Genomic DNA, 25420 nt, shown 5'->3' with positions numbered 1-25420 from the left:
GTCAGAACGCGCGGGCCGCGAGACCGCCGGGAAGCGTCGACGCTTCGCCGGCGATCTCCAGCTCCAGCAGCACAACGGCGCATCGCGCAGCGGTGAGGCCCGCGGCGCGGGCGATTTCGTCCATGGGCATGGGATGAGGCGACAGGGCATCCCGCACGCGCGCCAGTTCGGACGCGTCGGGTTCGTCGCCGGAAGGGTCGAATTCGAAGGGTGTCGCATCGGGGGCCGAAAATCCCTGAGTGTGCAGCGATGACAGCACATCAAGGACGTCCTGAGCGTGCCGCACCAGCGTGGCGCCCTGGTGCAAAAGGCCGTTTGTGCCGGCGGCCCTCGGATCGAGGGGAGAGCCCGGTACGGCCATGACCTCGCGGCCCTGTTCACCGGCCACGCGGGCCGAAATCAGCGAACCTGAGCGCTCCGCAGCCTCAATCACGACCACACCGAGCGACACGCCCGTGATGATGCGGTTGCGGCGCGGAAAATCCTGGGCTTTCGCGCGATAGCCGAACGGGCTTTCCGAAACGATCAGGCCGGATGCAGCGATTTCGGCATAGAGGCGTTGGTGCTGGGGGGGATAGACATGGTCTACGGCGCCGCCGAGGACGGCGATTGTACCGGTCTGGAGGCTGGCGGCGTGGGCTTCGCCGTCGATCCCGAGGGCAAGGCCGGAGACCACTGTAAAGCCGTTGCGTCCGAGTTCCGATGCCATGTCGCGGGCGATTTTTCGCCCGGCGGCCGAAGCGTTGCGGGAACCCACAAGAGCAATGGTCGGGCGGGCCGCAAGATCTGCTTTTCCTAAAAGGGTCAGGACGGGCGGCGGCGGGCCGAGAGCCTTCAGAAGCGGCGGGTAGTCAGGCTCGCTGCTGAGGACGATGCGCGCGCCGTAGCGTTCCGTGGCTTTCAGCTCTGCTGCCGCTTCGTCGCGCGATGGGGCCGCCATGGGCTGCGCCCGCCGGGAGCGGCCGGAAAGCTCAGGCAGGGCGGCGAGGGCCGATGTGGCGGTCTTGTAGCGGTGCAGGAGTTGGAAGAAAGAGACCGGGCCAATGCCGGGCGTGCGCGCGAGGCGAAGCCAGTCGAGGCGCGCAGCGTCAGCGCTCATGTTTTGGGCTTGGCGGCGCCGAAGCGCGGTTCAGTGCCTTGCAGTAACCGCGCAAGATTGGCCCGATGGGTCCAGAACACGAAGGCTGAAAGCAGGGTGAGGCCGCCAAGGACGTACCAGTTATGAGGCTGGTGAAGCAGCGACTCGACGATGAAGGTGCCCGGTGGAACGAGGACGGCCGCAGTGAGCGCAGCGAGAGACGAGATACGGGTGGCGGCGAACAGCCCAAGCCAGACAGGCGCGGCGACAGAGAAGGCCGGGAGCGACACGAAGGGAAGGAGCCCGGCATAGGTTGCGATCCCTTTGCCGCCCTTGAAGTTCAGCCAGACGGGATAGCAATGGCCAATGAACGCAGAGGCGCCGGCGAGAAGGCCGATTTCAGGTCCGCCGAGGAGCTTGAAGGCCAGCGCGGCGAAGCCGGCCTTGAAGCTGTCGAGGATCAGCGTCGCAAGGGCGAGATCCTTGCGGCCGGTGCGCAGCACATTCGTTGCGCCGATATTGCCGGAGCCGATCTGGCGAATGTCACCCAGCCCGGCGGCCTTCGTGATGAGCAGGCCGAAGGGGATAGACCCGGCCAGATAGCCCACAATGACTGCCATCAGCATGACTAGAAAGGTGGCCATAATTGACTCCGGATACACAAATTACTCGTAGGCAGTGCAGGACACAGGAGCAAGCCTGATCAGGCGAGGCTCTCATGGGCAAACACCTGCTCGCCAGCAACGAAAGTGCGCAGCACGCGGCCTTGAAGGCGGCGGCCGTCAAACGGCGAATTGGTCGAGCGGGAGCGCAAATGCTCGCGCTCGCAGAGCCAGGGCTTGCCCGGATCGAACAGGATGAAGTCGGCCGGAGCGCCTTTCGCGAGGCGTCCCTGAGGCTTACCGATCATGTCGGCAGGACGGCACGTAACGGGCGCGAGCGCGTCCAGAAGCGTCAGCGGGCCGTCATGGACCAGGCTGAGCAGTGCGGGCAACACGGTTTCGAGGCCTGCGGCCCCGAAAGCCGCTTCGCCGAAGGGCAGGCGCTTTTCTTCGGGCGGCTGGGGGTCGTGCGCCGAGACGATGGCGTCGATCTCTCCGCGCTTCAGCGCGGCGATCAGGCCCTGGCGCGTGTCTTCATCACGGAAGGGCGGGTTCACCTTGCAATAAGTGAGATAGTCGCCGACGTCGCGTTCGTTGAAGAACAGGGAATGCGCCGCGGCCGTCGTGAAGACCTTTGCGCCGCGCGCGCGGGCAGCGGCGGCGATTTCCAGCGTGCGGGGCGTCGAGACCTGATCCAGGATCAGGGTGCATCCGGTGGCCTCCGCCAGCGCGGTGTCGCGCATGGCGCCGATCCACTCGGCCTCCACCGGAATGCCGGACAGGCCGAGGCGGGCTGCGAGGGCGCCGGCATTCATCACGCCGGAGCCTGCCAGCGCGCGCTCGTCCGGGCGGGACATGATGGTGGCGTTGCGGCTGGCGGCGTAGGCCATCGCGCGCTTCATCAGAGAGGCGTTGGCAACGGGCAGGTCGCCATTGGTGAACAATACGGCGCCTTCCTCGGCCATCAGGCCGATCTCGGCCATGGCTTCGCCGCGGAGCCCGGTGGTGAGGGCGCCGGCGGGATAGATGCGGGCGCTGGCGCTGGCTTCGGCCCGGTCGGCGATGAAGCGGACGAGGGCGATGTCGTCGACGACCGGCCTTGTGTCCGGCATAACGACGAAGCTGGTGATGCCGCCGGCAACCGCGGACCGCGACGCTGTGGCGAGGGTTTCCTTCTGCTCGTCACCCGGTTCGCCGGTCTTGACGCGCAGATCGACAAGGCCCGGCGCAAGGCAGAGGCCTCCAGCGTCGACGACCGTTTCGGCGGGCGGCGCGCCTTCGGGCGACACTTCGCGGATGACGCCGCCTTCGATCAGAAGGGCGCCAAATGCGTCGAGCCCCGTTGCCGGGTCGAGCAGGCGCGCATTGTGGATCGCAAGGCTCATGCGCGGCCTCCTGCGAGAAGGTGGAGGACGGCTTCGCGGACGGCGACCCCCATTTCGACCTGCTCCGTGATGACAGAGCGCTCGCCATCGGCGATGGCGCTTTCGATCTCGATACCGCGGTTCATCGGGCCGGGATGCATCACGATGGCGTCCGGCTTCGCGAGTGCAAGGCGTTCCTGCGTCAGGCCGAAATAGCGGAAGTATTCGCGCCGGCTGGGCAGGAAGGCGCCATCCATGCGCTCAAGCTGGAGGCGGAGCATCATCACGACATCCGCGCCTGCCAGTGCGGCCCCGAAATCAGTGGTTGCGCTGGCGGCGCCCCAGGTTTCCGTTCCGGGGGGCAGGAGTGTTTTGGGCGCGCAAAGGTGTACCTCGGCGCCAAGCAGATGCAGGGCGAGCGTGGTCGAGCGGGCGACGCGCGAATGCGCGATGTCTCCGCAGATGACGACTTTCAGGCCTTCGATCCGGCCTTTGGCCCGGCGGATGGTGAGTGTGTCGAGCAGGCCCTGGGTGGGGTGTTCGTGCGTTCCGTCGCCCGCATTGACCACCGCGCAATCGACCTTGCGCGAGAGGAGCTTCGGGCCGCCTGACGCGGAGTGGCGGACCACCAGCACGTCCGGCTTCATGGCGTTCAGCGTCATCGCCGTGTCGATGAGGGTTTCGCCCTTCTTTACGCTGGAATTGGCGACCGGCATGGAAACGACATCTGCCCCGAGGCGCCGGGCCGCGATCTCGAAACTGCTCATCGTGCGGGTCGAGTTCTCGAAGAAGAGATTGACGACAGTCTTGCCGGTCAGGACCAGATCGGGCCGCTGGCCGGCGCGCGTGGCTTCGGCGTACTGATCGGCGAGGTCCAGAATGTGGGTGATGTCAAAAGGGGAAAGGCCATCGATACTGAGCAGATGCTCATGGTCGAAACTGTAGTGGTATGCCGCCTTTGCCATGGTGGCCCTTTCGATTTTTGGCGGTTTAGGCGCGTTTCCGCGCGCCTTCAAGCCCCGGCTGCGGCTGGCAGCAGCTGCACGGCGAAATAGAGGAGCGGCATGGTGGCCATGGCGAGCACGGTTTCCACGGCAAGAAGATTGGCTGCAAGGGGGGCGTCGCCGCCAAGTTCCTTGGCGAGGATGTAGGACGAGGTGGCTGTTGGCGTCGAAGCGCAGATGACGGCAATCAACAGCGGAATACCGGTCACACCGAGGGCGAGGCAAAAGACAACCGCGAAGGCCGGAAGACCGATCAGCCGGATCGTGGCCCATGTAAAAGTGCGCGGGCCCGCCCGGCGCAGGGCCGACAGGTCGACCCCGGCGCCGGCTGACAGGAGGCCAAGGGCCAGGGCGGCGTCGCCCAGAATCTTCAGGCAATCATCGAGGAGATCCGGAAGCTCGATATTGCCTCCCGCGAGCACGAGACCGACGATGCAGGCGATAACGATGGGGTTCTGGACCAATGCAAGGATGGGCTTGGGTCGCTTGCCGGTCGGGTGATCGGCATGGGCGACGAGGCCGTAGACGCTGATGATGTTGGCGGTCGGGATCATTGCGGCGGCGGCAATGGCGACGAGGGCGAGGCCGTCCTGACCGAACAGGAGGCCGCCGATGGAGAGGCCGATCATGGTGTTCCAGCGCACATTCGACTGGATGATCGATCCGATGGCGGGACGTTGCAATCCGGGCAGGTAGCGGGCGAGCCAGCCGACACCGGCCAGGGCAAACTGGGCCAGGATCAGCGCGCTGGCGAGGCGCCACGGCGCGGTTTCAAACGGCGCATTTGCAAGGGTCCGGACGACGAGAGCCGGCAGGAGGATCAGGAAGGACAGGCGCTCGATGGCGCGCCAGCTTTCAGCCGGGATCCAGCGCCGGATCGACAGGATGTGGCCGAGGGTCGATATCGCGATGACTGGAAGGAGGGCATAGATGAAACCGCTCATGCGGGGCGGCCCAGCCGTTCAAGTGCCGATTTGAGGATGACGGCGGCGGCGGATGCATCAATCCGTTCGGCGCGGCGTTTCCTTGAAAGGTCGGCGTCGCGCATGACCCATTCGGCTTCGACGGTCGAAAGCCTTTCATCCTCGAACAGGATGGGCACGTCGCGATGCTTCAGGATGTTCCAGGCGAGCGCCCGGACGGATTGGGCGCGGGGGCCTTCCGTCCCATCCATGTTGAGCGGCAGGCCCATGACGAGGCCGACGGCGCCGCGTTCATCATAAAGGGCGAACAGGCGCTCCAGCACCGGCGCCAGTTTGCGGCCTTTCGGAATGGTCTCGACAGGGCTCGCGATCATGCGCAGGGCATCGCAGGAGGCGACGCCGATCGTCTTCGTTCCCGGATCAAGTCCGAGCAAACGGCCTTTTGCGGGGAAATCGGCGGCGTCAACGACTGGCATGGGCAGCCCACATAGCGCCTTGATGGGGCGTTGCCTATGGCGTATTCGGACCGCCAGCAGTTCCGGAGAGTCCGATGAGTGTCACCAAGGAAGATGTCCGCAAGGTTGCGCGCCTCTCGCGCATTGCCGTCTCGGAAGAGCGGCTGGACGAGATGGTGGGTGAGCTGAACGGAATTCTCGGCTGGATCGACCAGCTGAACGAGGTCGACGTCTCCGATGTGGAGCCGATGACGTCCGTGGTCGAGGCGAAACTGCCCATGCGGGATGACGTGGTGACCGACGGCAACATCCAGGACCAGGTTCTGGCCAATGCGCCGCGCACGGAAGACGGATTCTTCGTCGTGCCGAAGTCGGTGGAATAGGCGTCAGATCGCCTCGTCGGCAAAGTCCTCATAATCGATCAGGATTTCCTCGCCCGCCTTGATGGCGCGGCTGGCCTTCAGCTTGACGACCGCATTCGCCGCATCGACCGTGAAGGACGCGTTGGGGGTGCGGCTGTGATTGCACATCGAGATCATGCCGAAGGCGACAGCTGAACGCATCGCGCCCGTCTCATTTTCATCGACATAGAAGACATAGTGATAGAGCCGCGTCTTCTTCAGGCGCTTGGTGTCTTCAGGGTTGAGGATGAGGAGCGGATAGGTGCCTATCAGCCGGCCTTTCCGGAACGGCTCCGCCGCGTACAAGCCGCGGCCGTGCAGGGGAGAATTCTTTACCTCGACTGACGAGGCATGGATTTTCGGGGGCATGGCAGCGATCTACCACGCCCCGAAAACGGCTGCCATCAGGATTCTTCGTCGGCGGGAGTTTCTTCGCCGGCCGGGGCTTTTTCGGCCTTCGGATCCCATTTGTAGATGCCATTGACCGTGCAGCGCTGGAACGCGAAGGGATCTTGCCGATCGTGAACCGACGGCATCATCGAATCCGAAACAACGATGTGATCACCTGCCGAGAGGCAGCTTGTGCGGGATTCAAGGGCAACCGATTGTGCCACGTCCAGATTGGTGCAGCCCGGGAACACGGTGATCAGGTAGTGATCGCCGCCTTCGCGGACGGTCAACGTGTCACGGGTCGTGTTTCCGAAGCTGTCGATCGCGGAGGCAAAGCACAGCTGCTTGACCTCTTCGCCAAGGCGCGGGTCATCAGCGAACTTTTCAACACCGCGGGCATTTGAAGGCTTGTCGCCGGCGGCGGCGGTGGATGTGCAGCCCGCAAGGGCGACGCAGGCGGCAGCTAGTGTAAGACTGAGGCGCATGGCCTTCTCCTCTCAGCAATAATCCTGACCTGAACCTGTTGTGGAGAGCTGACACGAGCCTGACAAGCACTATCACAGACACTTGAACTTTCGCCCCAAGCCGTCATAGCAGGCGGGCAGAAATCCCCGGAGACCGCCCGACATGACCGATCTGACGAAACTGACGCTTGCTGACGCTCTCGACGGGCTGAAGGCGAAGTCGTTTTCCTCACGTGAAATCACGAGTGCTTTCCTGCAGGCCATGGAAGCGGCCCGCGTGCTGAACGCCTATGTCGTGGAAACGCCGGAAAAGGCGCTGGCGATGGCCGATGCCTCCGATGCGCGGCTGGCGAAGGGAGAGGGCGGGAAGCTGGAAGGCGCGCCGCTCGGCATCAAGGATCTTTATTGCACCAAGGGCGTGCGCACGACGGCATGCAGCGGCATCCTCGGCGAATTCACGCCGACCTATGAGTCGACCGTGACCCAGAACCTTTGGGACGCAGGCGCTGTCATGCTCGGCAAGCTGAACATGGACGAGTTTGCCATGGGCTCGTCGAACGAGACGTCACGCTTCGGGCCGCCAACCAATCCCTGGCGTCGCAAGGGCGACAATCAGGGGCTGACGCCGGGCGGTTCCTCGGGCGGTTCGGCCGCAGCGGTTTCGGGTGATCTCTGCCTCGCTGCGACGGCATCCGACACAGGCGGCTCCATCCGCCAGCCGGCGGCGTTCACGGGCACCGTCGGCATCAAGCCGACCTATGGCCGCGCCAGCCGCTGGGGCATGGTGGCGTTCGCCTCGTCGCTCGACCAGGCAGGCCCGATCGCCAAGACGGTCGAGGACAGCGCCATCCTTCTCGAAGTCATGTGCAGCCATGACCCGAAGGATTCAACGTCGCTCCCGATCGAAACGCCGGACTGGCGCGCCGATGTGACCAAGGGCGTGAAAGGCATGCGGATCGGCATTCCGAAGGAATACCGGGTCGACGGCATGTCCGACGAAATCGATGCGCTGTGGCAGCAGGGGATCACCTGGCTGAAGGCGGCGGGTGCGGAAATCGTCGAGATCAGCCTGCCGCACACCAAATATGCCCTGCCGGCCTATTACATCGTGGCCCCAGCCGAAGCCTCTTCGAACCTCGCGCGCTATGACGGTATGCGCTATGGCGCACGCGTGGACGGCGACAACCTCACTGGTACATACGAAGCGACCCGCGCGGGCGGCTTCGGCAAGGAAGTGCAGCGCCGCCTGATGATCGGCACCTATGTGCTCTCGTCGGGCTATTATGACGCCTACTACCTCCGGGCACAGAAGGTCCGTACCCGCATCCTGCAGGACTTCATCACGGCCTTCGAGACCTGTGATGCTGTGCTGACGCCGACCTGTCCCTCTCCGGCCTTCGCGTTCGGCGAGAAGAGTGGCGATCCGGTCGAAATGTACCTCAACGACGTGTTCACGGTTACGGCGAATCTCGCCGGCCTGCCGGGCATTTCGGTGCCCGCGGGTCTTTCCGAAAGCGGCCTGCCGCTCGGGCTGCAGGTCATCGGCAAGGCGCTCGATGAAACGGCGTGTTTCCGCGTCGGCGGCGAACTGGAGCGTGCGGCCGGGTTCGTGGCCAAGCCGGAGAAGTGGTGGTAGGCTCTGGCGCAATGGGCCGCTTCATCATCCTGTTCTTTATCCTGTTAACAGTCTCCATCGGTCTGATGTGGGCGTTGATGGCGCAGAACGGCTTGAATCTTTTCAGCGCCGAGATGGCACCCATGCTGCTCGTCTGCTTCCTGGTGGCGGGCTATGTTTCGTTCCGCATTACCGGAATCATATCCAGGCGCCGCAACTCGCTCGACCGGACTGCGCGGCCGGTTGGGGCGTGGGCGTCGAAACTGTCATCGGTGTTCAATCAGAAAAGCGCAGCCCAACTTGAGCGCGAAGCGCGCGTTGAGGCGAAACGCCAGAAGCTGATCGCGGAAGGCAAGCTGGAAGCCGACCCTGAACCGGAGCCACCGCCCGCCGAAGAACGCTCATCGCCGACACGCGTATCGCAATCCGCCCCTATCAAGGACCGGATGGCCGCCCGCGCCGAACGCGTCAGGCGCGCGAAGGAACAGGGAAAGCTTTAGGGCGTAGCCGGACGGGTTTGAATGCGCCCTGCGTAACGGGCGCCCGTGTGCCGCCGCCAGGCTTGTCGTCGTCATCGTCCTCGTCGCGGGTCTTCGGGCGGTCAGCAATCCGCGTCACATAGACCCCGGCGCCGATGAGGCCGCCGATCGGGCCGAACTGCAGGAGCATCGCGGCGATGAAGATCACCGGCACATTCAGGTCGAGTTGTCCCATCATAAGGAACAGCAGAGCGATCATGACGCCGGCGAAAAGGAGCCCGGCGCCGAAGCCGGCCACGATGTGTTTCAGGAAACCCCGGGCGATGTGGCGCTCGTCGTCACTGGCACCGTCGAGGATCATCTTGAACAGCATTCACCTGCCTCCGCCGGCATGAACGGCCAACCCTTCAAATTCTGCCGTATCCCGGGCATTTTGCAAAGCCATTCCCCGGCAGTGCGGCAAGATGTGACGCGCAGTGGTCACACTGGCTCGACAGGGCTGCAAGGGTGGGGCTAGAAGGTCGGGATTCGACAGGAAGACCGAGGCAAGTATGTCCGCACGTACCCCATACACGATCAAGGGCGAAACAGGTGACTGGGAACTGGTCATGGGCCTTGAAGTCCATGCGCAGGTGTCTTCCAACGCCAAGCTGTTTTCCGGCGCTGCGACGGCGTTCGGGGCCGATCCGAACTGCAATGTCTCTCTGGTCGACGCTGCAATGCCGGGCATGCTGCCGGTGATCAACCGTTTCTGCGTGGAGCAGGCCATCCGGACGGGCCTCGGCCTCAAGGCGAAGATCAATACCTGGAGCCGGTTCGACCGGAAGAATTATTTTTATCCGGACCTGCCGCAGGGCTACCAGATCAGCCAGTTCGCGCATCCGATCGTCGGTGAAGGTGTGATCGAGGTGGATGTCGAGCCCGCGCATGGGGGTGAGGCCTATTCCTTCCCGTGCCGGATCGAGCGGCTGCACCTTGAACAGGATGCCGGCAAGTCGATCCACGACATGGACCCGAACGCGACTTATGTGGACCTCAATCGTTCCGGGGTCGCGCTCATGGAAATCGTGTCGCGCCCGGACGTGCGCACGCCGGCGGAGGCTGCGGCCTATGTGAAGAAGCTGCGAGCCATCGTCATCGCGCTCGGCACCTGCGACGGGGACATGGAGAAGGGCAATCTGCGCGCTGACGTGAACGTCTCCGTCTGCAAGCCCGGTGCTTACGAGAAATTCCGCGAGACTGACGATTTCAGCCATCTCGGCACGCGGTGCGAGATCAAGAACATGAACTCGTTTCGTTTCATCCAGCAGGCAATCGAGTACGAAGCGCGCCGCCAGATCGAGATTCTCGAAAGCGGCGGCAAGGTGGACCAGGAAACACGCCTGTTCGACCCGGTGAAGGGCGAAACAAGGTCCATGCGCTCCAAGGAAGATGCGCACGACTACCGGTATTTCCCCGATCCGGACCTCCTGCCGCTCGAATTCGAGCATGCCTGGGTCGATGAGATCCGGGCGTCCTTGCCGGAATTGCCCGACGAGAAACGGTCCCGGTTCGAGACGGAATATGGCCTGTCACGCTATGATGCGGGTGTGCTGACCGCTGAAGCCGACAAGGCCGCATTCTTCGAAGAGGTGGCGAAGGGGCGCGATGCGAAACTGGCGGCCAACTGGGTGACGCAGGAGTTGTTCGGTTATCTCAACAAGGAAGATCTGACGTTAGCCCAAAGCCCGGTCTCCGCAGCGGGCCTCGGCGGGCTGATCGAGCTGATTTCGAACAACACGATCAGCGGCAAGATCGCCAAAGATGTCTTCGCACGGATGATCGACGGTGAAGGAGAAGCCGCAGCGATCGTGGAGAAGCACGGTCTGAAGCAGGTGACCGATACCGGCGCCATCGAGAAGATCGTCGACGAGATCATCGCCGCGAACCCGGAACAGGCCGAGAAGGTGAAGGAAAAGCCTCAGACGCTCGGCTGGTTCGTCGGCCAGGTGATGAAGGCGTCGGGTGGCAAGGCCAACCCGCAATCCGTCAATGAAATCCTGAAAAGCAAGCTCGGTCTCTAGCCCGCTTCAGGGAACGATCAGGCCCGCACCGACGCCCTTCAGAACGGCAGTGATACGGTTCGTCACGCCGAGCTTCTTGAAGGCACGGCGGAGGATCGTGTCGACCGTATTGTCGGTGATGCCCAGCCGTTCGGCGATGGCAGCGTTCGACAGGCCAAGCGCTACAAGGTTCAGGATTTCGGTCTCACGCGCCGACAGCGATGGCGGCGGATCGCCATTGTGATGTTCCGCCGTAAGGTCGAGATAGTGATTGTGCGTCGTCTGGCACGCGAACTGGAGTTCCAGCTGGTCTTCATGGGACAGATCGAGCGTGCCGTTCGTCCGGCCGAGGCCGAAATAGGCCATGGTTCCCATCGGTCCGAAGATCGGAACGGCAATTCCGTCGGTCAGGCCGACCTGCTTCATCTCCTTCAGGAAGAAGCGCTGCTCCCGTGACAGCTTCACCTTGTCTTCGATATCGAACCAGTGGAACGGCTCGGCCTCGAAACGCGCCTGGTTTATGACCGGGTCAATGTCAGCATAGTGGCGCTTGAGGTAGGTTTCGGTCCAGTCGTCCGGAAAGTTCTCGCGGACCAGGCCGATCTCGACGGGCACGGCGCGCAAGTGTTCCGCGAGTATGTGATAGCTGGATACTTCGATGCCGAAGGATCGGACATAGGAGTCGAATTCGCGGAAAAGGTCTTCCGGCGTTCCTGCTTTGTCGGCACGCTCGATATAGCTCCTTAAAGCTTCCGGCACGCTCTTGTCCCCCATATCCGGGGGCAACCTAGATGACTTCTATTTGGAAAACTATAGTTTTGCGCGAATTCTCGCGGCGACGGGTTCCAGCGTTTCCGCGCTGGCCATGCCGCCGCCGGCATGACGGCCGAGGGCCTCTCCCTCCCAACGGGGAATGATGTGAAAATGAAGATGGAACACTGTCTGGCCGGCCGGAGCGCCGTTGAACTGGGTGACGACGAGGCCATCCGGCTGGAGCCCGGCTTCGACGGCTCTTGCGATCTTCTGGACCCGCTGCATGTAAGAGCCAAGTTCATTGCCGGGCATGTCGAGGAAGTTCCGGGCGTTCGCGCGCTTCGGGATTACGAGCGTGTGCCCTTCGCTTTGCGGGAAAACGTCCATGAACGAAAGCGCGACATCGTCCTCATAGACTTTAATGCACGGAATTTCGCCGCGCAGGATTTTTGCGAAGATATTGTCGGGGTCGTAATCGGCGTGAAGGGTCATTCGGTCTTCTTAAAGGGCGTTCGTTCGTTGAGGTAGTCCAAATCGTGCTCGACGGCGATCCGTTCCCGGTGGAGGTAGTCCGCCACAGCGTCACGCAGGCCCGGATGCGCGATCCAGTGCGCCGATCGCGTCGTCACCGGAACATAGCCCCGCGCCAGTTTGTGCCCGCCCTGTGCGCCAGCCTCGACCGTGCTGAGCCCGTTTGCGATAGCGAAGTCGATGGCCTGATAATAACAGGTCTCGAAGTGGAGCATTGGGCGCTCGGTAAGCGTGCCCCAGTATCGGCCGTATAGCGTGTCGGAGCCGATCAGGTTCATCGCGCCGGCGATTGCGTCTCCATCTTCCATGGCAAATATGAACAGCAAATCGTCCGCCATGCGCTCTCGCAGGAGAGAAAAGGTTTCGCGCGTGAGGTAGGGGGAGCCCCATTTCCGGCTGCCGGTGTCGATATAGAATTCGTAGAAGCGGTCGAGATGGTCTTCGGTGATGTCGCTGCCGGTCACGTGAAGAAAGGACAGCCCGTCCTGGGCTTTCGCGCGCTCTTTCCGCAGATTCTTGCGCTTGGCAGAAGAAAGTTGGGCCAGGAAATCGTCGAAGGTCTCATAGCCATTGTTGATCCAGTGGAATTGCTGGTCCGTCCGCAGCAGCAGGCCGGCGCGGACCAGTGCGTCCGCTTCGTCTTCTTCCACGAAATTAACGTGTACGGAGGAAATGTGGTTCTGCTGCGCCAGCCGGAGTGCCGTGTCCAGCAAACTGGATTCGATCGCCGCCTGGTCAGGACCGGGCGGGACGAGGCGCCGGCGGCCGGTGACGGGCGTGAAGGGGACCGCACCCAATAGTTTCGGATAATAGGCGCCGCCGGCGCGTTCGAATGCGTCGGCCCAGGAATGATCGAAAACGAATTCGCCGCGCGAATGCGTCTTGCCGTAAAGCGGCATTGCCCCACGCAGCCTCTCGTTTGCGTCGCGGACGAGGACATGATGCGGCATCCAGCCGGTTGCCGGGGTCGCCGCGCCGGAACTTTCAAGCGCTTCGAGAAACTCCCAGCTCAGGAAGGGATCCCGCCGCAGGCCGGGCGGATTGGCAACCGCATTCCATTCATCTGCATCGACATCCGCCAGGGCGGTGACGATTTCGATGCGGAAGGCCGTGTCATCCATGGGGTGTATCTAGGTCGAAAGGCGCTTTGCGACGAGGTCTGGTGCAAGGTGTTCAAAAATGACGGCAGGTTTGTGACGGGCAACCCGGTCCAGGTCATCCTCCGTCCGAACCGTCCAGACGACGACCGGTTTGCCGGCGGCCTTCGCTTTCAGTGACGCGCGTTCAACGTCGGTGTGGTGCACAGACAAGTAGTCTATTCCGTCTGCAATTGCGCGGTCGGCCACTTCATCGAATTCTGCTTCGCTGGTGTGCGAAACGGACCGGATCAGCTGGCCGCGCATCAGAGTCCGTGGCAGCGCCCGGACGGCCTTTTCCGAAAAACTCATTGCCGCCGCAAATCCTTTCCAGCGGCAGAGCCTGTCGCCGACACGCCGGGCGAAGGCTTCCGGATCGGTCTGGCCGTCGATCTTGAGTTCGGTCAGGAGCGGCAGCTGGTACGGCCAGATCCGCAGCAGGTCGAGAAAGGTCGGGATGGTTTCCCGTGTGCCGGCGAGCGGCAGGCGCACGGCCTCCTTTGCGCTGAGCTGTTCGATGGGCCCGTCTTTGGGCGTCATCCGGTCGAGCGTGTCGTCATGGAAGACGATGGGCGTGCCGTCGCGGGCGGGACGGACATCGAATTCGATCCCGAGCCCCTTCGCACGGGCCTGCCGGAACGCCTCCAGCGAGTTCTCTGGCGGGCCGTTGGCCGACCAGAGGCCCCGGTGGGCGTAGCGAAACTTGCGGGGATCGAACGGGGTCGCCATGCCTAGTCAGCGAACTCGATCACGGCGTCCACTTCAACCGCGACGCCGAGGGGAAGCACGGGGCAGGCTACGGCAGAACGGGCGTGCCGGCCTGCGTCGCCGAACACCTCGACCATGAGGTCCGAACAGCCATTGATGACCTGCGGAATATCGACGAAGTCCGGAGCCGCATTCACGAAGCCGCCGAGCTTCACGATCTGTTTGACGCGCGAAAGGTCTCCCAGCGCCGCCTTGATCTGGGCGATGATGTTGATGCCGCATTGGCGGGCCGCCTGCTGGCCTGCCGACAGTTCCATGTTCTCACCGAGGCGGCCGAGCATCCGGCCTTCCGCCGTGGCGCTGACCTGGCCGGAGACGAACAGCAGGTTGCCGGTGATCACGTAGGGCACATAGGTGGCGACCGGCTTCATCGGCTCGGGCAGGGCGATGCCGAGCGCGTCGAGCCGGGCTTCTGGTGTGGACATGGATAACTCCTGATCTTGGATGGCTGGCCGCAGACTTGCCGCACGGAACGCGCGGCGGCAAGCGCGCGGGCGTCATTTCTCGTCTTTTGCAGACCGCGCCGCGCGGCCGGTGATGACGGCGTCCTTGCCGAACTTTGCGCGGGCGGCGTCTGAGGCCCGTTCCGCCTTCGCGCGCTTGGCAACGAGCGGATCGATCAGGTCGATCGAGTCGGCTTTGTAGTCTTCGAGTTCGGAAATGCCGATGCCGATCAGGCGGAAGCGTCTGCGCCCGTCTGCCTCGCGTTCCAGCAGCGGCCGCGCGCTGCGGAAGATTGACTGGGCGATCTGGGTCGGTTCGGGCAGGGAGACGCGGCGGGTCAGGGGTTTGAAGTCTGCCGTCTTGAGTTTGAGCGTGATGACCGATCCGACGACGCCGATGGCTTTTGCGCGGTCAGCCGTCTTCACGCAGAGTTGCCAGAGCTGGTCTTCCAGTTCGCGCGGGTCGCTGAGGTCGGTCCGGAACGTGGTCTCGGTCGAAACGGATTTGCGCTCCTCGTCGGTGCGTACCGGGCGATGGTCGATGCCGTGCGCGACCTGTTTCAGCCACATGCCGGTTTCGCCATAGCGGGCGATGAGGGCTTTCAGTTCGGCCTGCTGGAGGTCTCCGACCGTTTCGAAGCCATCCTGCGAAAGGCGCGCGGCGAATTTGGGCCCGACACCGTGCAGGAACCCAACCGGCCGGGGGCCGAGCAGCGCTTCGGCTTCTTCCGGGGCGATGACGGCAAAGCCGCGTGGCTTGTCGAGTTCGCTGGCGGTCTTGGCGAGAAACTTATTGGACGAGAGCCCGATGGAGACCGTGATCTGCAAGTCCCGTTCGATTTCTGCCGCGAGGCGGGCGAGCGATGCGGCCGGGGGAGACTTGTGGATGGTGCCTGTTCCGGTCAGGTCGAGATAGGCTTCGTCGATGGAAACTGGTTGGACCATCGGGGTCAGGGCTTCCATCTTCACGCGGACGATGGCGGCGGCTTCGCTGTATTTATTGCGGCTGGGCCGCACGACCGCCGCGTCCGGGCAGAGTTTCAGCGCCTGGAACATGGGCATGGCGGAGCGCACACCGTAGAGCCGGGCGATGTAGCAGCAGGTCAGAACGACACCGCGCTCACCGCCGCCGACGATCACGGGCTTGTCCTTCAGCTCGGGATTGTCCCGCTTTTCTATGGCCGCGAAGAAGGCGTCGCAGTCGATGTGCGCCACACCGAGCCGCGTAAGCGCGGGATGCACAATGACACGCCCGCTGTTGCAGGAAGGGCAGGTTGCAGCCTCTTGCTCATCAATGTGGAAACAGTCGCGGCACAGCAGGGTCATCGCCCTCATGTTCCTGCCATGTTCCGGTGGCCGCGGCAATCCGGGACAAGATCGTAAAAGCCCGTTAACACTTTCGCGTATAGCTGGACGCTGGATCGGAGTATCCGTGCGAATCGCTGCTTTCGTGAGGAAAAATGGCAGAGGCGAAGACCAGAAAAGTGCTGGTTGTTGAGGACAATGAACTCAACATGCGCCTTTTTTGCGACCTGCTGGACGCCTATGGCTATCAGACCTACCAGTGCCGCGATGGCGCGAAGGCGGTCGAAATCGCCCGGCGCGAACTGCCGGACCTCATCATCATGGACATCCAGTTGCCGGAAGTGTCGGGCCTCGATATAACGCGCTGGCTGAAGGATGACGAAAAGGTCGGGCACATACCTGTGCTCGCCGTCACAGCCTTTGCAATGCGGGCGGATGAGCAGCGCGTGCGCGAAGCCGGGTGCGAGGGATACCTTTCGAAACCCATCCAGATCATGACCTTCATCAAGGCGGTGGAGTCGCTGATGCCCAGGGAGCCGGCATGAGCGCCAGGATCCTTGTTGTTGATGACATCGAAGCCAACCGACGTGTCCTGAAGGCGAAGCTGGAAGCGCAGTACTATACTGTGCTTGAAGCGGAGAATGGCGCGCAGGCGCTGGAGATTGCCCGCACAAAGCATCCGGACATCCTCCTGCTGGACGTGATGATGCCCGGCATGGATGGCTATGAGGTCTGCCGCCGCCTCAAGGCTGATCCGGCGACGAGCTTCATCCCGGTCGTCATGGTGACGGCGCTGAGCGATACGGAAGACCGGGTCCGCGGACTTTCGGTCGGTGCGGAAGATTTCCTCAGCAAGCCCGTGGACGATTTCGCGCTCATGTCGCGCGTGGGCGCGCTGATGCGCTACAATGCCGTGGCATCCGAACTGCGCCAGCGGCAGGCGAGAGGTCTGGGCATCGGCGCCATTGATGAGCTGAACAAGGAAGAGGCCGACCGCCCTGCGCGTATCTTCATTGTCGATGACAATCCCCGCGCCTCTTCGCGGCTGGCGAGCGTTCTGAGAGAGGCGGGCCACACGGCTGTCACGCTGCTGGAGGCAGGCAGCATGGCAGACCTGTCGAGCCAGGGCGTCGACATCCTGATCCTGTCCGTCACCAGCAAGACTTTTGACGCGCTGAAGATCTGTGCGCACTTCAAGGTGAGCGCGGCGACGCGGGCAATTTCCATTCTCCTGATTTGCGATCCGGATGACCGGGTGCGCGCCGCCAAGGGCCTTGAGATTGGTGCCAGCGATGTGATCCTGACGCCGGTGGACAAGCAGGAATTGCTGGCGCGGGTGCGCACGCAGGCGCGCCGCTCGCGCTATATCGAGATGCTGCGCCAGCGCGTGGACAAGGGCCTGGAACTCTCGGTCATCGACCAACTGACCGGCCTCTATAATCGCCGCTACATGATGAGCCAGCTGCACCAGCTGATGCAGCGCTCAGTCATGGGCGGTAAGCCGGTTTCTGTCCTTATGGCGGACATCGACCATTTCAAATCGGTCAATGACAGTTTCGGTCACGATGCCGGCGATGAGGTGTTGCAGGAAGTCGCCCACAGGCTTCAGGAGAATGTCAGGCCGATGGATATTGTCTGCCGGCCGGGCGGCGAGGAATTCCTGGTGATCATGCCGGACACGCCGGGCGACCTCGCCTGCGCAGCCGCAGAGCGCATTCGTCGCGCTGTCGCGGCCATTCCGTTCAAGGTGAGCGGCGGTGAGCGTGAGCTGACCATCACCGTGAGTGCGGGCGTTTCGACCATCCTTGGTCCCGACGACACGATCGGCGACCTGACCAAACGTGCCGACCAGGCACTGTATCAGGCAAAGTCGGCCGGCCGGAACCGGGTCGAGAGCGTCGCAGCCTGATTGACTCTGCGCCCTGCAGTCCGCACTGCTGGCGCAGAGTGAAAGGGGCGGGGCGTGACAGATCGGTTTTCGGCATTCCGGCACGCTGCCTATAGCCGCTATTTCATCTCCCGCTTCTGCGCCTCGCTCGGTGCGCAGGTCGTTTCCGTCGCCGTGGGCTGGCAGATCTACGACCAGACACAGAATGCCGCGCTGCTCGGCTGGATCGGCCTCGTGCAGTTTCTTCCTGCCTTGGTGCTTGTCGTCGTCACAGGGGTGACGGCCGATCGCTTCGGCCGCCGGAACGTCATGGGATTGGCTGTGCTGGTCGAGATGGGGTGCGCGCTGGCGATTCTCGCGCTGGCTGTCAGCGAAGCGTTCAACCCTGTCTGGGTGCTCGGGATCCTGACCCTGTTTGGCGTTGCGCGGGCCTTCTATGCACCGGCATCGTCCAGTCTCGCAGTGAACCTCGTTCCGAGGGAGGATTTCGCCAATGCGGTCGGCTGGGTCACGGCGTCATGGCAGCTGGCTTCCATCCTTGGTCCGGTCATTGGCGGATTGCTGTATGGCTTCAGCGCGTCGGCAGCGTATTCCACGGCAGGTGTGCTGTTCCTGATGGCAGGCCTGCTGGTATTCGCGATTCCAAAGCCGGCGCAGCGGGGCGTGAAGGAGCCGACGACACTGTCATCGCTGCTCGGTGGCTTCTCCTATGTCTGGAAAGAGAAGGTCGTTCTGGGGGCTATCTCGCTCGACCTGTTCGCCGTTTTGCTGGGCGGCGCGGTCGCGTTGCTGCCGGTTTATGCACGGGACATCCTGGAACTCGGCCCATCAGGCCTTGGCCTGTTACGGGCCGCACCCGGCGTGGGCGCGGTTGTCATGATCGGCCTGATCACGGCGTTTCCCATCCGGGACCATGCCGGGATCATCCTGTTCGTCTCGGTCGCCCTGTTCGGGCTGGCGACCATGGTGTTCGGGGCCTCGACGCTGGCCTGGCTGTCGATTCTGGCGCTCGCGCTGGTCGGGGCGTTCGACATGGTCTCGGTCTATGTGCGCGAAGTGCTGCTGCAGCTGTGGACGCCGGATGAAGTGCGCGGACGGGTCAGCGCCGTGAATTCGGTGTTCCTCGGCGCCTCCAATGAACTGGGCGAGGCGCGGGCCGGCTTCATGGCGCATTATCTGGGGGCGGTCGTGACCGTTGTTGCGGGCGGAGCCGCTGCCATCGGCGTTGCCGCGGCGTGGGCCTTCCTGTTTCCCGGCATCCGCACCACCCGCCAGCTGCACCGGGACGAGGTGCAATGAAAAAGCCCGCTCGGGACACGAGCGGGCTCTTCAGAAACCTAAAGGAAACAGGATCTTACTTGATCTTGCCTTCCTTGAACTCGACATGCTTCTTGGCGACCGGGTCGTACTTACGCTTGACCATCTTCTCGGTCATGTTGCGCGGGTTCTTCTTGGTCACGTAGAAGAAGCCGGTGTCTGCCGTCGAGTTGAGGCGGATCTTGATGGTGGCCGGTTTTGCCATGGCGCGGGCTCGCTTGTGCTAGCGTCTGAATTCGGAAAGCGGCTTAATGACGGGGTGCGGGGCTTAAGTCAAGCACCGGTTGCTGCGGTTTACAGCCGGTCGGTCACGTGGCCGGTGCGGCTCCAGCGCAGGAAGGGCGGACCTTTCCGGAAATCCGGGGTCGAAAGGCGTTCGGCGATCTCTCCCAGCATGAAGCGGGTGACGCTCGGCAGGTCGAGTCCCATCGCGTCATCGATCGTAACCCATTGTAAATCCGCAAGTTCTGCACCGTCGACCGGCGGCCGCTCATCGATCAGGGCTTCTTCGGCTTCGGCCATGAAGAAGCGGGCGTCGAAGCGGCGGGGGCGGTAGGGCGGCGTGATCGCCCGGCCGATGAAGGTAAGCGGGCTGAGATGCGGGGCGACATCAAGGTCGTGAAAGGCCTGCCAGCCTTTGGGGGCAACCGCCGGCATTTCGGCCGGCCGGGCGACCAGGAGGCCGGTCTCCTCGAAGGTTTCGCGGATGGCCGTGAGCGCCAGCGCGCGGGGCAGGCGGCGCGACTGGATACGCAACCTATCCTCCTCCTCGGGCCTGAGTTCACACCAGGATACGGCCCGTCCATCCTCACGGTCGACGCGGCCGCCGGGGAAGACATACTTGTCCGGCATGAAGACATGGCCTCCGGAGCGCTGGCCCATCAGGACGCGGGGTTTCGCAGCGTCCCGGCGCACCAGAATCAGCGTGGCCGCGTCTTTCGGGCGGGGCGAGCGTTCATTCTTCAGGATCACGTCATCGTCGCCCTCACGGTCGAAGGCGGAAGCCGTCATGCCGGCCGCAATGCGGGATTCACTGTCGCTTTTGTTGACCATAGGTGTGGCTAAAATTGATCGCCGGTTACTTGCGGCGTCCCCGTTTTTGCTTCGGGAGCGTCTTCTTGTTGAATTTTGGCTTTCCGCGCCGGGGCGGTCCACCCCTGCCGCGAGGGGAAGCGGCGCGCTCTGCATCTGCTTTCTTGCGGGCCGCGGCACGCCCCTTCGGCGCGGGCATCGGATCGGACAGCATTTCGAGCAGCAGGCCGCCTTGCAGCGGTGTCACTTCCTTGAGGCGCACGCGCACGGTCTGGCCGAGGCCATAGGTCTTGCCGGAGCCGCGGGCGTAAATCTCCATCGCGGCTTCGTCGAGCACCCAGTAATCGTCCGAGATGGATGAGATCGGGATGAAGCCGTCGGCGCCGGAGCCAGCGAGGGCGACGAACAGGCCGGAGGCCGTGACGCCCATGATGCGACCGTCGAACTCAGCCCCGATCCGGTCAGCGAGGAAGATGGCGAGGTAACGGTCGGTCGCTTCACGCTCGGCGGCCATGGAGCGGCGCTCGGTCGTGGTGATGTGTTCAGCGATCTCCTCAAGCCGGGCCGCGTTCTCGTCGCTGAGGCCGTCGGGGCCGAGTTTGAGGGCGCGGATCAGGGCGCGGTGGACGATCAGGTCCGCATAGCGGCGGATGGGCGAGGTGAAGTGGGCATACTTCGCAAGGTTCAGGCCGAAATGGCCGAGGTTTTCTTCCGAATAGATCGCCTGCGCCTGCGAGCGCAGCACCATCTGCGTGACCATCTGGTCGTAGTCGCCGCCGCGGATGTCGGTCAGCAGCTTGTTGAATTTGTGCGTCTGCGGACGGTCGCCGATATGCCATTTGATGTCGAGCGTCTGGAGGAATTCCGCGAAGGCGGAAATCTTGGCCTCGGTCGGCACATCGTGGATGCGGTAGACCAGCGGGCTTTTCTTCGCTTCCAGCGTCTCGGCTGCAGCGACGTTTGCCTGGATCATCATTTCCTCGATCAGGCGGTGCGCTTCGAGGCGTTCCTTGGTGATGATGCCTTCGATTTCGCCGTTGGAATCGAACAGGATGCGGCGTTCGGGCAGGTCGAGGTCCAGCGGGCTGCGCTTGTCGCGCGCCTTGGCGAGGGCGGCGTAGGCGCCCCAGAGCGGCTTCAGTACGCTGTCGAGGATTTCCCCGGCCTTGCCGCCCGGCTTGCCGTCGATAGCGGCCTGTGCCTCTTCATAGGCGAGCTTGGCGGCTGATTTCATCATGCCACGGATGAAGCGATGCGAACGCTTGGTGCCGGACTTGTCGAAGATCATTTCGACCGCCATGCAGCGGCGTAGTTCCCCTTCGCGCAGCGAGCATTCGTCAGCAGACAGCTCGAAAGGGAGCATGGGCACGACGCGGTCAGGGAAGTAAGTCGAGTTGCCGCGCTTCAGGGCTTCCTTGTCGAGGGCGGAGCCTTCGGTGACATAAGCGGCGACATCGGCAATAGCGACGATGACGCGCCAGCCATCGTCCAGTTCCTCGGCCCAGACGGCGTCGTCATGGTCGCGGGCGTCATGCGGGTCGATGGTAATCAGGGGGATCTGGGTCAGGTCTTCGCGCGGCGCGTCGGCGGGCACGGCAGTGCGCGCCTGTTCGAGGGCCGCTTCGGGGAATTCGGTCGGAATGTCGTGTGCGTGGATGGCGAGGAGGCTCGCCGAGCGCGGATCGGTGATGTGGCCGATGATTTCGGTGACCACGCCGAAGGCCGGGCCGTACTGGCGCCGGCCGACAGGTTTCGGCTCCGCGATGACGAGGTCGCCATCCTCGGCGCCCTTACGGTCGGCTTCCTGGATGACGAATTCGCGCTTTTCCTTTCGGGAAGACGGCACGACCTTGCCGCCGCGCGGGCCCTGCTCGTAGAGGCCGACGATCCGGTCGGACAGGCGCTTTTCGAAGACGGTGATGGCGCGGGCGAGCCATTCGCCATCGTGCTCTGAGATCTTGCAGAGGGCGCGGTCGCCGACGGCAGGGGCTTTGGCCTTCGGCTTGCCGGAGGGGCCGGCATAGCGGATGTCCGGCCCGAAGAGGCCATTGTCGCCGACGGACTTGCCGATCAGCTCGCCATCCTCGTCGAGATGGGTGAATTCGACGACCCCGGTGGGCGGGGGCCGGTCTGCCTGTGCCCAGGCGCGTTTGCCGGTGCGTTCCAGCACGCCTTCCTCTTCCAGTTCCTTCAGGATCTGGCGCAGCGTGTTGCGCTCCTTCCCCTTCACGTGCAGGCCGCGGGCGATTTCCTGCTTGGTCGTGGCGTTGGGATGGTCGCGGAGATAGTCGAGGACGGTTTGTCTGTCTGGAAAGCTCATTCGGCCCATATAGGGCGAATCGAGCGGGAATGCGCGGGGGATTTGCTGTGCCCGAAGTATTCAGCCCAGCTATCGGCTGTTGAAACCGGAGAGCATCAAATAGAAAGCAACGTGGAATGGAAGCAGCAGGAGTGCTAATGCCTTCCAAAACGCTGGTGAGCCTTGTAGCGGCATCATACGGAGCATTCCGGGAGTTCTTGAAAGTTCTTCAGCACCGGAACGGAAAAAGACATAGTAAATGTATGCCAATGTCAGCGCCTCGATACTGACGTAAAATGCAAGCTTAAATGGCGTGATTGGTATCAAAAAAAAGACGTCGTGAACGATCGTTAGTTCGCCGCTGAGCACGCCCAGACCCAAGAGTAACCAAGGGATTGATCCGGCACAGACATACCAGATCCAAATGATCCGTATGTGATCTTTGACCAGCTCCGGATTCTTTTTCCGTTGGGGCGCAGTTGAGTCCCACCAGATTGCTCCATTTCCGGCCTGGCCGATAATCAGGAGCGCCCAGAAGTATTTGAACAGCAAGATCAAGGAGGCCCTACGTAGGCTTTTTTGCTGGAGCTTTCTTCTTGGCCGGGGCCTTCTTCTTCGGCGCAGCCTTCTTCTTCCCGCCGCCTTTTCCCGCTTTCGCGTTGATCAGCTCTACGGCCTGTTCCAGCGTGACCGTGTCCGGCGTCACGTCCTTCGGCAGCGTCGCGTTGATCTTGCCGTGCTTCACATAAGGGCCATAGCGACCTTCGAAGACTTCGATCGCGCCGCCGTCCGGGTGGTCGCCCAGCGTCTTGAGGGCTGAGGCCGCACCACGGGCAGCGCCGCGGGCCTTCTTGTCGGCGATCAGGGCGACGGCGCGGTTGAGGCCGATATTGAAGACGTCGGACGGATCCTTCAGGTTCGCATAGGTCTTGCCATGCTGGACGTAAGGCCCGAAGCGGCCGAAATTGGCGTAGATCATCTCGCCATCTTCCGGGTGCTGACCAACTTCCCGCGGCAGGGAGAGGAGTTCGACGGCACGGTCGAGCGTCAGGGTTTCCGGCGTGTCGTTCTTGGTGAGCGAGGCGCGCTTCGGCTTCTCTCCATTGGCCATTTCGACATAGGGGCCGAACCGGCCGGATTTCAGCCAGATGGTTTCGCCGGTGTCCGGATGGACGCCAAGCTCGTTGCCGTCGGGATTGATGAAGCCAGCTTCGCCGCCCTCGGCCGAGAACTGGCGGGTGTACTTGCACTCGGGATGGCGCGAGCAGCCGACGAAGGCGCCGAACTTGCCGAGCTTCATGGAGAGCTCGCCTTCCTTGCACACCGGGCAGAGGCGCGGATTGGCAATCGGGTTGCCGTCTGCGTCATGGTCGGGGAAGACGTGCGCGCCGAGCGCTTCGTTCAGGGCATCGAGGACGGCGGAGACGCGGAGGTCTTTCGTCTGATCGATGTCGGAGACGAACTGCGTCCAGAATTCCCGCAGAAACGCTTTCCAGTCGAGCTTGCCGTCGGAGATGATGTCGAGCTTTTCCTCAAGCGCGGCGGTGAAGTCGTATTCGACATAGCGCTGGAAGAAGTTTTCGAGGAAGGCGGTGACGAGGCGGCCCTTGTCTTCCGGGATGAGCGCCTTGTTTTCGAGGCGGACATAGCCGCGGTCTTCAAGGGTCGACAGTGTCGAGGCATAGGTGGACGGACGGCCGATGCCGAGTTCCTCGAGGCGCTTGACCAGCGAAGCTTCGGTGTAGCGCGGCGGGGGCGTGGTGAAATGCTGGGTGGCGTCGGCCTTCAGGAGGTCGGCATGCTGGCCTTCCGACATTTTCGGCAGGCGGCCTTCGGCATCGTCGTCTTCGTCGCCGGCATCGTGGCCCTCGGTGTAGAGCTTGATGAAGCCGTCGAACACCAGCACCTGGCCGGTGGCGCGCAGCTGGGCGCGCTTGTCTTTCGCGTGGAGGTCGATGGTCGTCCGTTCAAAGATGGCGGCTTCCATCTGGGAGGCGACGGCGCGGCGCCAGATCAGCGTGTAGAGTTTCCGCAGGTCGTCATCGCCATTGTATTGTTCAGGACGCAGATTGAAATCCGTCGGGCGGATGGCCTCGTGCGCTTCCTGGGCGTTCTTCGCCTTGGAGGAATAGTAGCGCGTCTTTTCCGGCAGGTAGCGCGCGCCATAGTTCGACTGGATCATCGACCGGGCGGCGACATAGGCCTCCTCGGCCATGTTGACGCCGTCGGTCCGCATATAGGTGATGCGGCCTTCCTCGTAGAGCTTTTGCGCGGCCTGCATGGTGCGCTTGGCGGTGTAGCCGAGCTTGCGTGAGGCCTCCTGCTGCAGCGTCGAGGTGATGAAGGGCGGGGCGGGGTTGCGCTTGACGGGCTTTGCTTCGACGGACGTAACGGAATAGCCGCCGACGCGGACAGCTTCGAGGGCCTTGTCGGCACCGCCCTTGTCGCTGAGCGTGAATTTCTTGAGCGTCGTGCCGTCAAGGGCATGGAGGCGGGCCTTGAAATCGGTACCGTCCGGGGCGCGCAGGTCTGCTTCGACGCTCCAGTATTCCTGCGGCTTGAACATCTCGATTTCGTTCTCACGGTCGCAGACGATGCGCAGGGCGACCGACTGGACGCGGCCGGCCGACCGCGAACCGGGCAGCTTGCGCCACAGGACCGGCGAGAGATTGAAACCGACCAGATAGTCGAGTGCGCGGCGGGCGAGGTAGGCGTCCACCAGTTCGCCGTCGATCTGGCGCGGATGTTCCATCGCCGTGGTGACGGCGGATTTTGTGATGGCGTTGAAGACGACACGCTCGACGGCCGTGTCCTTCTTGAGCGCGCGGCGCTTCTTCAGTGCTTCGATCAGGTGCCAGGAAATGGCCTCGCCTTCGCGGTCCGGGTCGGTCGCGAGAATGAGCGTGTCGGCGTCCTTCAGGGCATTGGCGATGTCGGAGATTCGCTTCGCGGACTTCGAGTCCGCCTCCCAGACCATCTCGAAATCATTATCAGGGTCGACCGAGCCATTCTTGGAGGGGAGATCCCGGATATGGCCGTAGGAGGCCAGGACTTTGTAGTCCTTGCCGAGGTATTTGTTGATCGTTTTGGCCTTGGCGGGCGACTCGACGACGACAAGTTTCATGCAGGGT

The 25420-nt window shown here is 63.1% G+C and carries 27 protein-coding genes; 7 read left to right on the top strand and 20 right to left on the bottom strand.

Translation table 11 applies throughout. The features are described 5' to 3' along the window. Position 1: 1 nt before the first annotated feature. From dprA to ruvX, 6 genes are read right to left on the bottom strand one after another with little or no spacing between them, the layout of a single operon-like run. Complete coding sequence (dprA, locus tag R3C13_RS09800; RefSeq protein ID WP_371310638.1) at positions 2–1099, bottom strand: DNA-processing protein DprA; 1098 nt, start codon at positions 1097–1099, stop codon at positions 2–4. Then, the gene (plsY, locus tag R3C13_RS09795) at positions 1096–1722 is read right to left on the bottom strand and encodes a glycerol-3-phosphate 1-O-acyltransferase PlsY (protein ID WP_371310637.1); all 627 of its coding nucleotides are present in this window, start codon (positions 1720–1722) and stop codon (positions 1096–1098) included. Before plsY ends, dprA begins: the two co-directional genes overlap by 4 nt. A 59-nt stretch (positions 1723–1781) precedes the next feature. Then, on the bottom strand, positions 1782–3065 hold the full coding sequence (locus tag R3C13_RS09790; protein WP_371310636.1) for an amidohydrolase family protein: 1284 nt from the start codon (positions 3063–3065) through the stop codon (positions 1782–1784). Then, on the bottom strand, positions 3062–4009 hold the full coding sequence (locus R3C13_RS09785; RefSeq protein ID WP_371310635.1) for an aspartate carbamoyltransferase catalytic subunit: 948 nt from the start codon (positions 4007–4009) through the stop codon (positions 3062–3064). Before R3C13_RS09785 ends, R3C13_RS09790 begins: the two co-directional genes overlap by 4 nt. Before the next feature lie 47 nt (positions 4010–4056). After that, positions 4057–4992: an AEC family transporter gene (locus R3C13_RS09780; protein WP_371310634.1), complete on the bottom strand. Its 936-nt coding sequence runs from the start codon at positions 4990–4992 to the stop codon at positions 4057–4059. Then, positions 4989–5447: a Holliday junction resolvase RuvX gene (ruvX, locus tag R3C13_RS09775; protein WP_371310633.1), complete on the bottom strand. Its 459-nt coding sequence runs from the start codon at positions 5445–5447 to the stop codon at positions 4989–4991. The genes R3C13_RS09780 and ruvX overlap by 4 nt, the downstream gene beginning before the upstream one ends. Before the next feature lie 74 nt (positions 5448–5521). Here ruvX and gatC point away from each other — a divergent pair, with 74 nt between their 5' ends. Further along, positions 5522–5809, top strand: coding sequence for an Asp-tRNA(Asn)/Glu-tRNA(Gln) amidotransferase subunit GatC (gatC, locus tag R3C13_RS09770; protein ID WP_371310632.1), 288 nt, complete (start codon positions 5522–5524; stop codon positions 5807–5809). A gap of 3 nt (positions 5810–5812) precedes the next feature. On the opposite strand, the gene R3C13_RS09765 is transcribed toward gatC, so the two are convergent. Further along, positions 5813–6196 carry an SET domain-containing protein gene (locus R3C13_RS09765; RefSeq protein ID WP_371310631.1) on the bottom strand — a complete coding sequence of 128 codons (384 nt, stop codon included), beginning with the start codon at positions 6194–6196 and terminating at the stop codon, positions 5813–5815. Between the two features lie 35 nt (positions 6197–6231). Beyond that, positions 6232–6702, bottom strand: coding sequence for a DUF6491 family protein (locus tag R3C13_RS09760; RefSeq protein ID WP_371310630.1), 471 nt, complete (start codon positions 6700–6702; stop codon positions 6232–6234). A gap of 142 nt (positions 6703–6844) precedes the next feature. Between R3C13_RS09760 and gatA the strand changes: the two genes are divergently transcribed. Both gatA and R3C13_RS09750 read left to right on the top strand, forming a co-directional pair. Next, a complete protein-coding gene (gatA, locus tag R3C13_RS09755) occupies positions 6845–8317 on the top strand; it encodes an Asp-tRNA(Asn)/Glu-tRNA(Gln) amidotransferase subunit GatA (RefSeq protein ID WP_371310629.1) in 1473 nt (490 codons plus the stop codon). Between the two features lie 11 nt (positions 8318–8328). Beyond that, entirely contained in the window at positions 8329–8796 is a 468-nt protein-coding gene (locus tag R3C13_RS09750) for a hypothetical protein (protein ID WP_371310628.1), read from the top strand. On the opposite strand, the gene R3C13_RS09745 is transcribed toward R3C13_RS09750, so the two are convergent. Then, entirely contained in the window at positions 8765–9148 is a 384-nt protein-coding gene (locus tag R3C13_RS09745) for a hypothetical protein (RefSeq protein ID WP_371310627.1), read from the bottom strand. The genes R3C13_RS09750 and R3C13_RS09745 overlap by 32 nt on opposite strands. Before the next feature lie 178 nt (positions 9149–9326). Here R3C13_RS09745 and gatB point away from each other — a divergent pair, with 178 nt between their 5' ends. Beyond that, a complete protein-coding gene (gene gatB, locus R3C13_RS09740; RefSeq protein ID WP_371310626.1) occupies positions 9327–10838 on the top strand; it encodes an Asp-tRNA(Asn)/Glu-tRNA(Gln) amidotransferase subunit GatB in 1512 nt (503 codons plus the stop codon). A gap of 6 nt (positions 10839–10844) precedes the next feature. Here gatB and R3C13_RS09735 read toward each other — a convergent pair whose 3' ends face one another. The 6 genes from R3C13_RS09735 to R3C13_RS09710 form a co-directional block, all read right to left on the bottom strand. After that, positions 10845–11591 (bottom strand): autoinducer binding domain-containing protein, encoded by a 747-nt coding sequence (locus R3C13_RS09735; protein WP_371310625.1) that lies wholly within the window; start codon positions 11589–11591, stop codon positions 10845–10847. 36 nt (positions 11592–11627) lie between these two features. Further along, complete coding sequence (locus R3C13_RS09730; RefSeq protein WP_371310624.1) at positions 11628–12062, bottom strand: HIT family protein; 435 nt, start codon at positions 12060–12062, stop codon at positions 11628–11630. Further along, positions 12059–13222 carry a GNAT family N-acetyltransferase gene (locus R3C13_RS09725; protein WP_371310623.1) on the bottom strand — a complete coding sequence of 388 codons (1164 nt, stop codon included), beginning with the start codon at positions 13220–13222 and terminating at the stop codon, positions 12059–12061. The genes R3C13_RS09730 and R3C13_RS09725 overlap by 4 nt, the downstream gene beginning before the upstream one ends. A gap of 9 nt (positions 13223–13231) precedes the next feature. Further along, positions 13232–13966 (bottom strand): glycerophosphodiester phosphodiesterase family protein, encoded by a 735-nt coding sequence (locus R3C13_RS09720; RefSeq protein WP_371310622.1) that lies wholly within the window; start codon positions 13964–13966, stop codon positions 13232–13234. A 2-nt stretch (positions 13967–13968) separates the two neighbouring features. Further along, positions 13969–14430: a RidA family protein gene (locus tag R3C13_RS09715; protein ID WP_371310621.1), complete on the bottom strand. Its 462-nt coding sequence runs from the start codon at positions 14428–14430 to the stop codon at positions 13969–13971. Between the two features lie 72 nt (positions 14431–14502). Further along, complete coding sequence (locus tag R3C13_RS09710; protein ID WP_371310620.1) at positions 14503–15774, bottom strand: DNA polymerase IV; 1272 nt, start codon at positions 15772–15774, stop codon at positions 14503–14505. Positions 15775–15908: 134 nt separating this feature from the next. Here R3C13_RS09710 and R3C13_RS09705 point away from each other — a divergent pair, with 134 nt between their 5' ends. Genes R3C13_RS09705 through R3C13_RS09695 form a run of 3 tightly spaced genes read left to right on the top strand, consistent with a single transcriptional unit; the run spans position 15909 to position 18940 of the window. After that, positions 15909–16298 (top strand): response regulator, encoded by a 390-nt coding sequence (locus R3C13_RS09705; protein ID WP_371310619.1) that lies wholly within the window; start codon positions 15909–15911, stop codon positions 16296–16298. Continuing rightward, the gene (locus tag R3C13_RS09700; RefSeq protein ID WP_371310618.1) at positions 16295–17662 is read left to right on the top strand and encodes a PleD family two-component system response regulator; all 1368 of its coding nucleotides are present in this window, start codon (positions 16295–16297) and stop codon (positions 17660–17662) included. Before R3C13_RS09705 ends, R3C13_RS09700 begins: the two co-directional genes overlap by 4 nt. Before the next feature lie 54 nt (positions 17663–17716). Continuing rightward, a complete protein-coding gene (locus R3C13_RS09695; protein WP_371310617.1) occupies positions 17717–18940 on the top strand; it encodes an MFS transporter in 1224 nt (407 codons plus the stop codon). A 55-nt stretch (positions 18941–18995) separates the two neighbouring features. Here the strand turns inward: R3C13_RS09695 and rpmG are convergent, their stop codons facing one another. The 5 genes from rpmG to topA form a co-directional block, all read right to left on the bottom strand. Next, complete coding sequence (rpmG, locus tag R3C13_RS09690; RefSeq protein WP_034789743.1) at positions 18996–19163, bottom strand: 50S ribosomal protein L33; 168 nt, start codon at positions 19161–19163, stop codon at positions 18996–18998. Between the two features lie 89 nt (positions 19164–19252). Continuing rightward, positions 19253–19969, bottom strand: a complete 717-nt coding sequence (locus R3C13_RS09685; protein WP_371310616.1) for an NUDIX domain-containing protein — start codon at positions 19967–19969, stop codon at positions 19253–19255. Between the two features lie 67 nt (positions 19970–20036). After that, positions 20037–22310, bottom strand: a complete 2274-nt coding sequence (gene rnr / locus R3C13_RS09680) for a ribonuclease R (RefSeq protein ID WP_371310615.1) — start codon at positions 22308–22310, stop codon at positions 20037–20039. A gap of 69 nt (positions 22311–22379) precedes the next feature. Continuing rightward, positions 22380–22847 (bottom strand): hypothetical protein, encoded by a 468-nt coding sequence (locus R3C13_RS09675; protein ID WP_371310614.1) that lies wholly within the window; start codon positions 22845–22847, stop codon positions 22380–22382. 7 nt (positions 22848–22854) lie between these two features. Then, on the bottom strand, positions 22855–25413 hold the full coding sequence (gene topA / locus R3C13_RS09670) for a type I DNA topoisomerase (protein ID WP_371310613.1): 2559 nt from the start codon (positions 25411–25413) through the stop codon (positions 22855–22857). Positions 25414–25420 lie beyond the last annotated feature (7 nt).

It is taken from the genome of Hyphomonas sp. (assembly GCF_041398385.1).
Taxonomy (GTDB): domain Bacteria; phylum Pseudomonadota; class Alphaproteobacteria; order Caulobacterales; family Hyphomonadaceae; genus Hyphomonas.
This window is presented reverse-complemented; position numbering and strand designations above follow the sequence as displayed.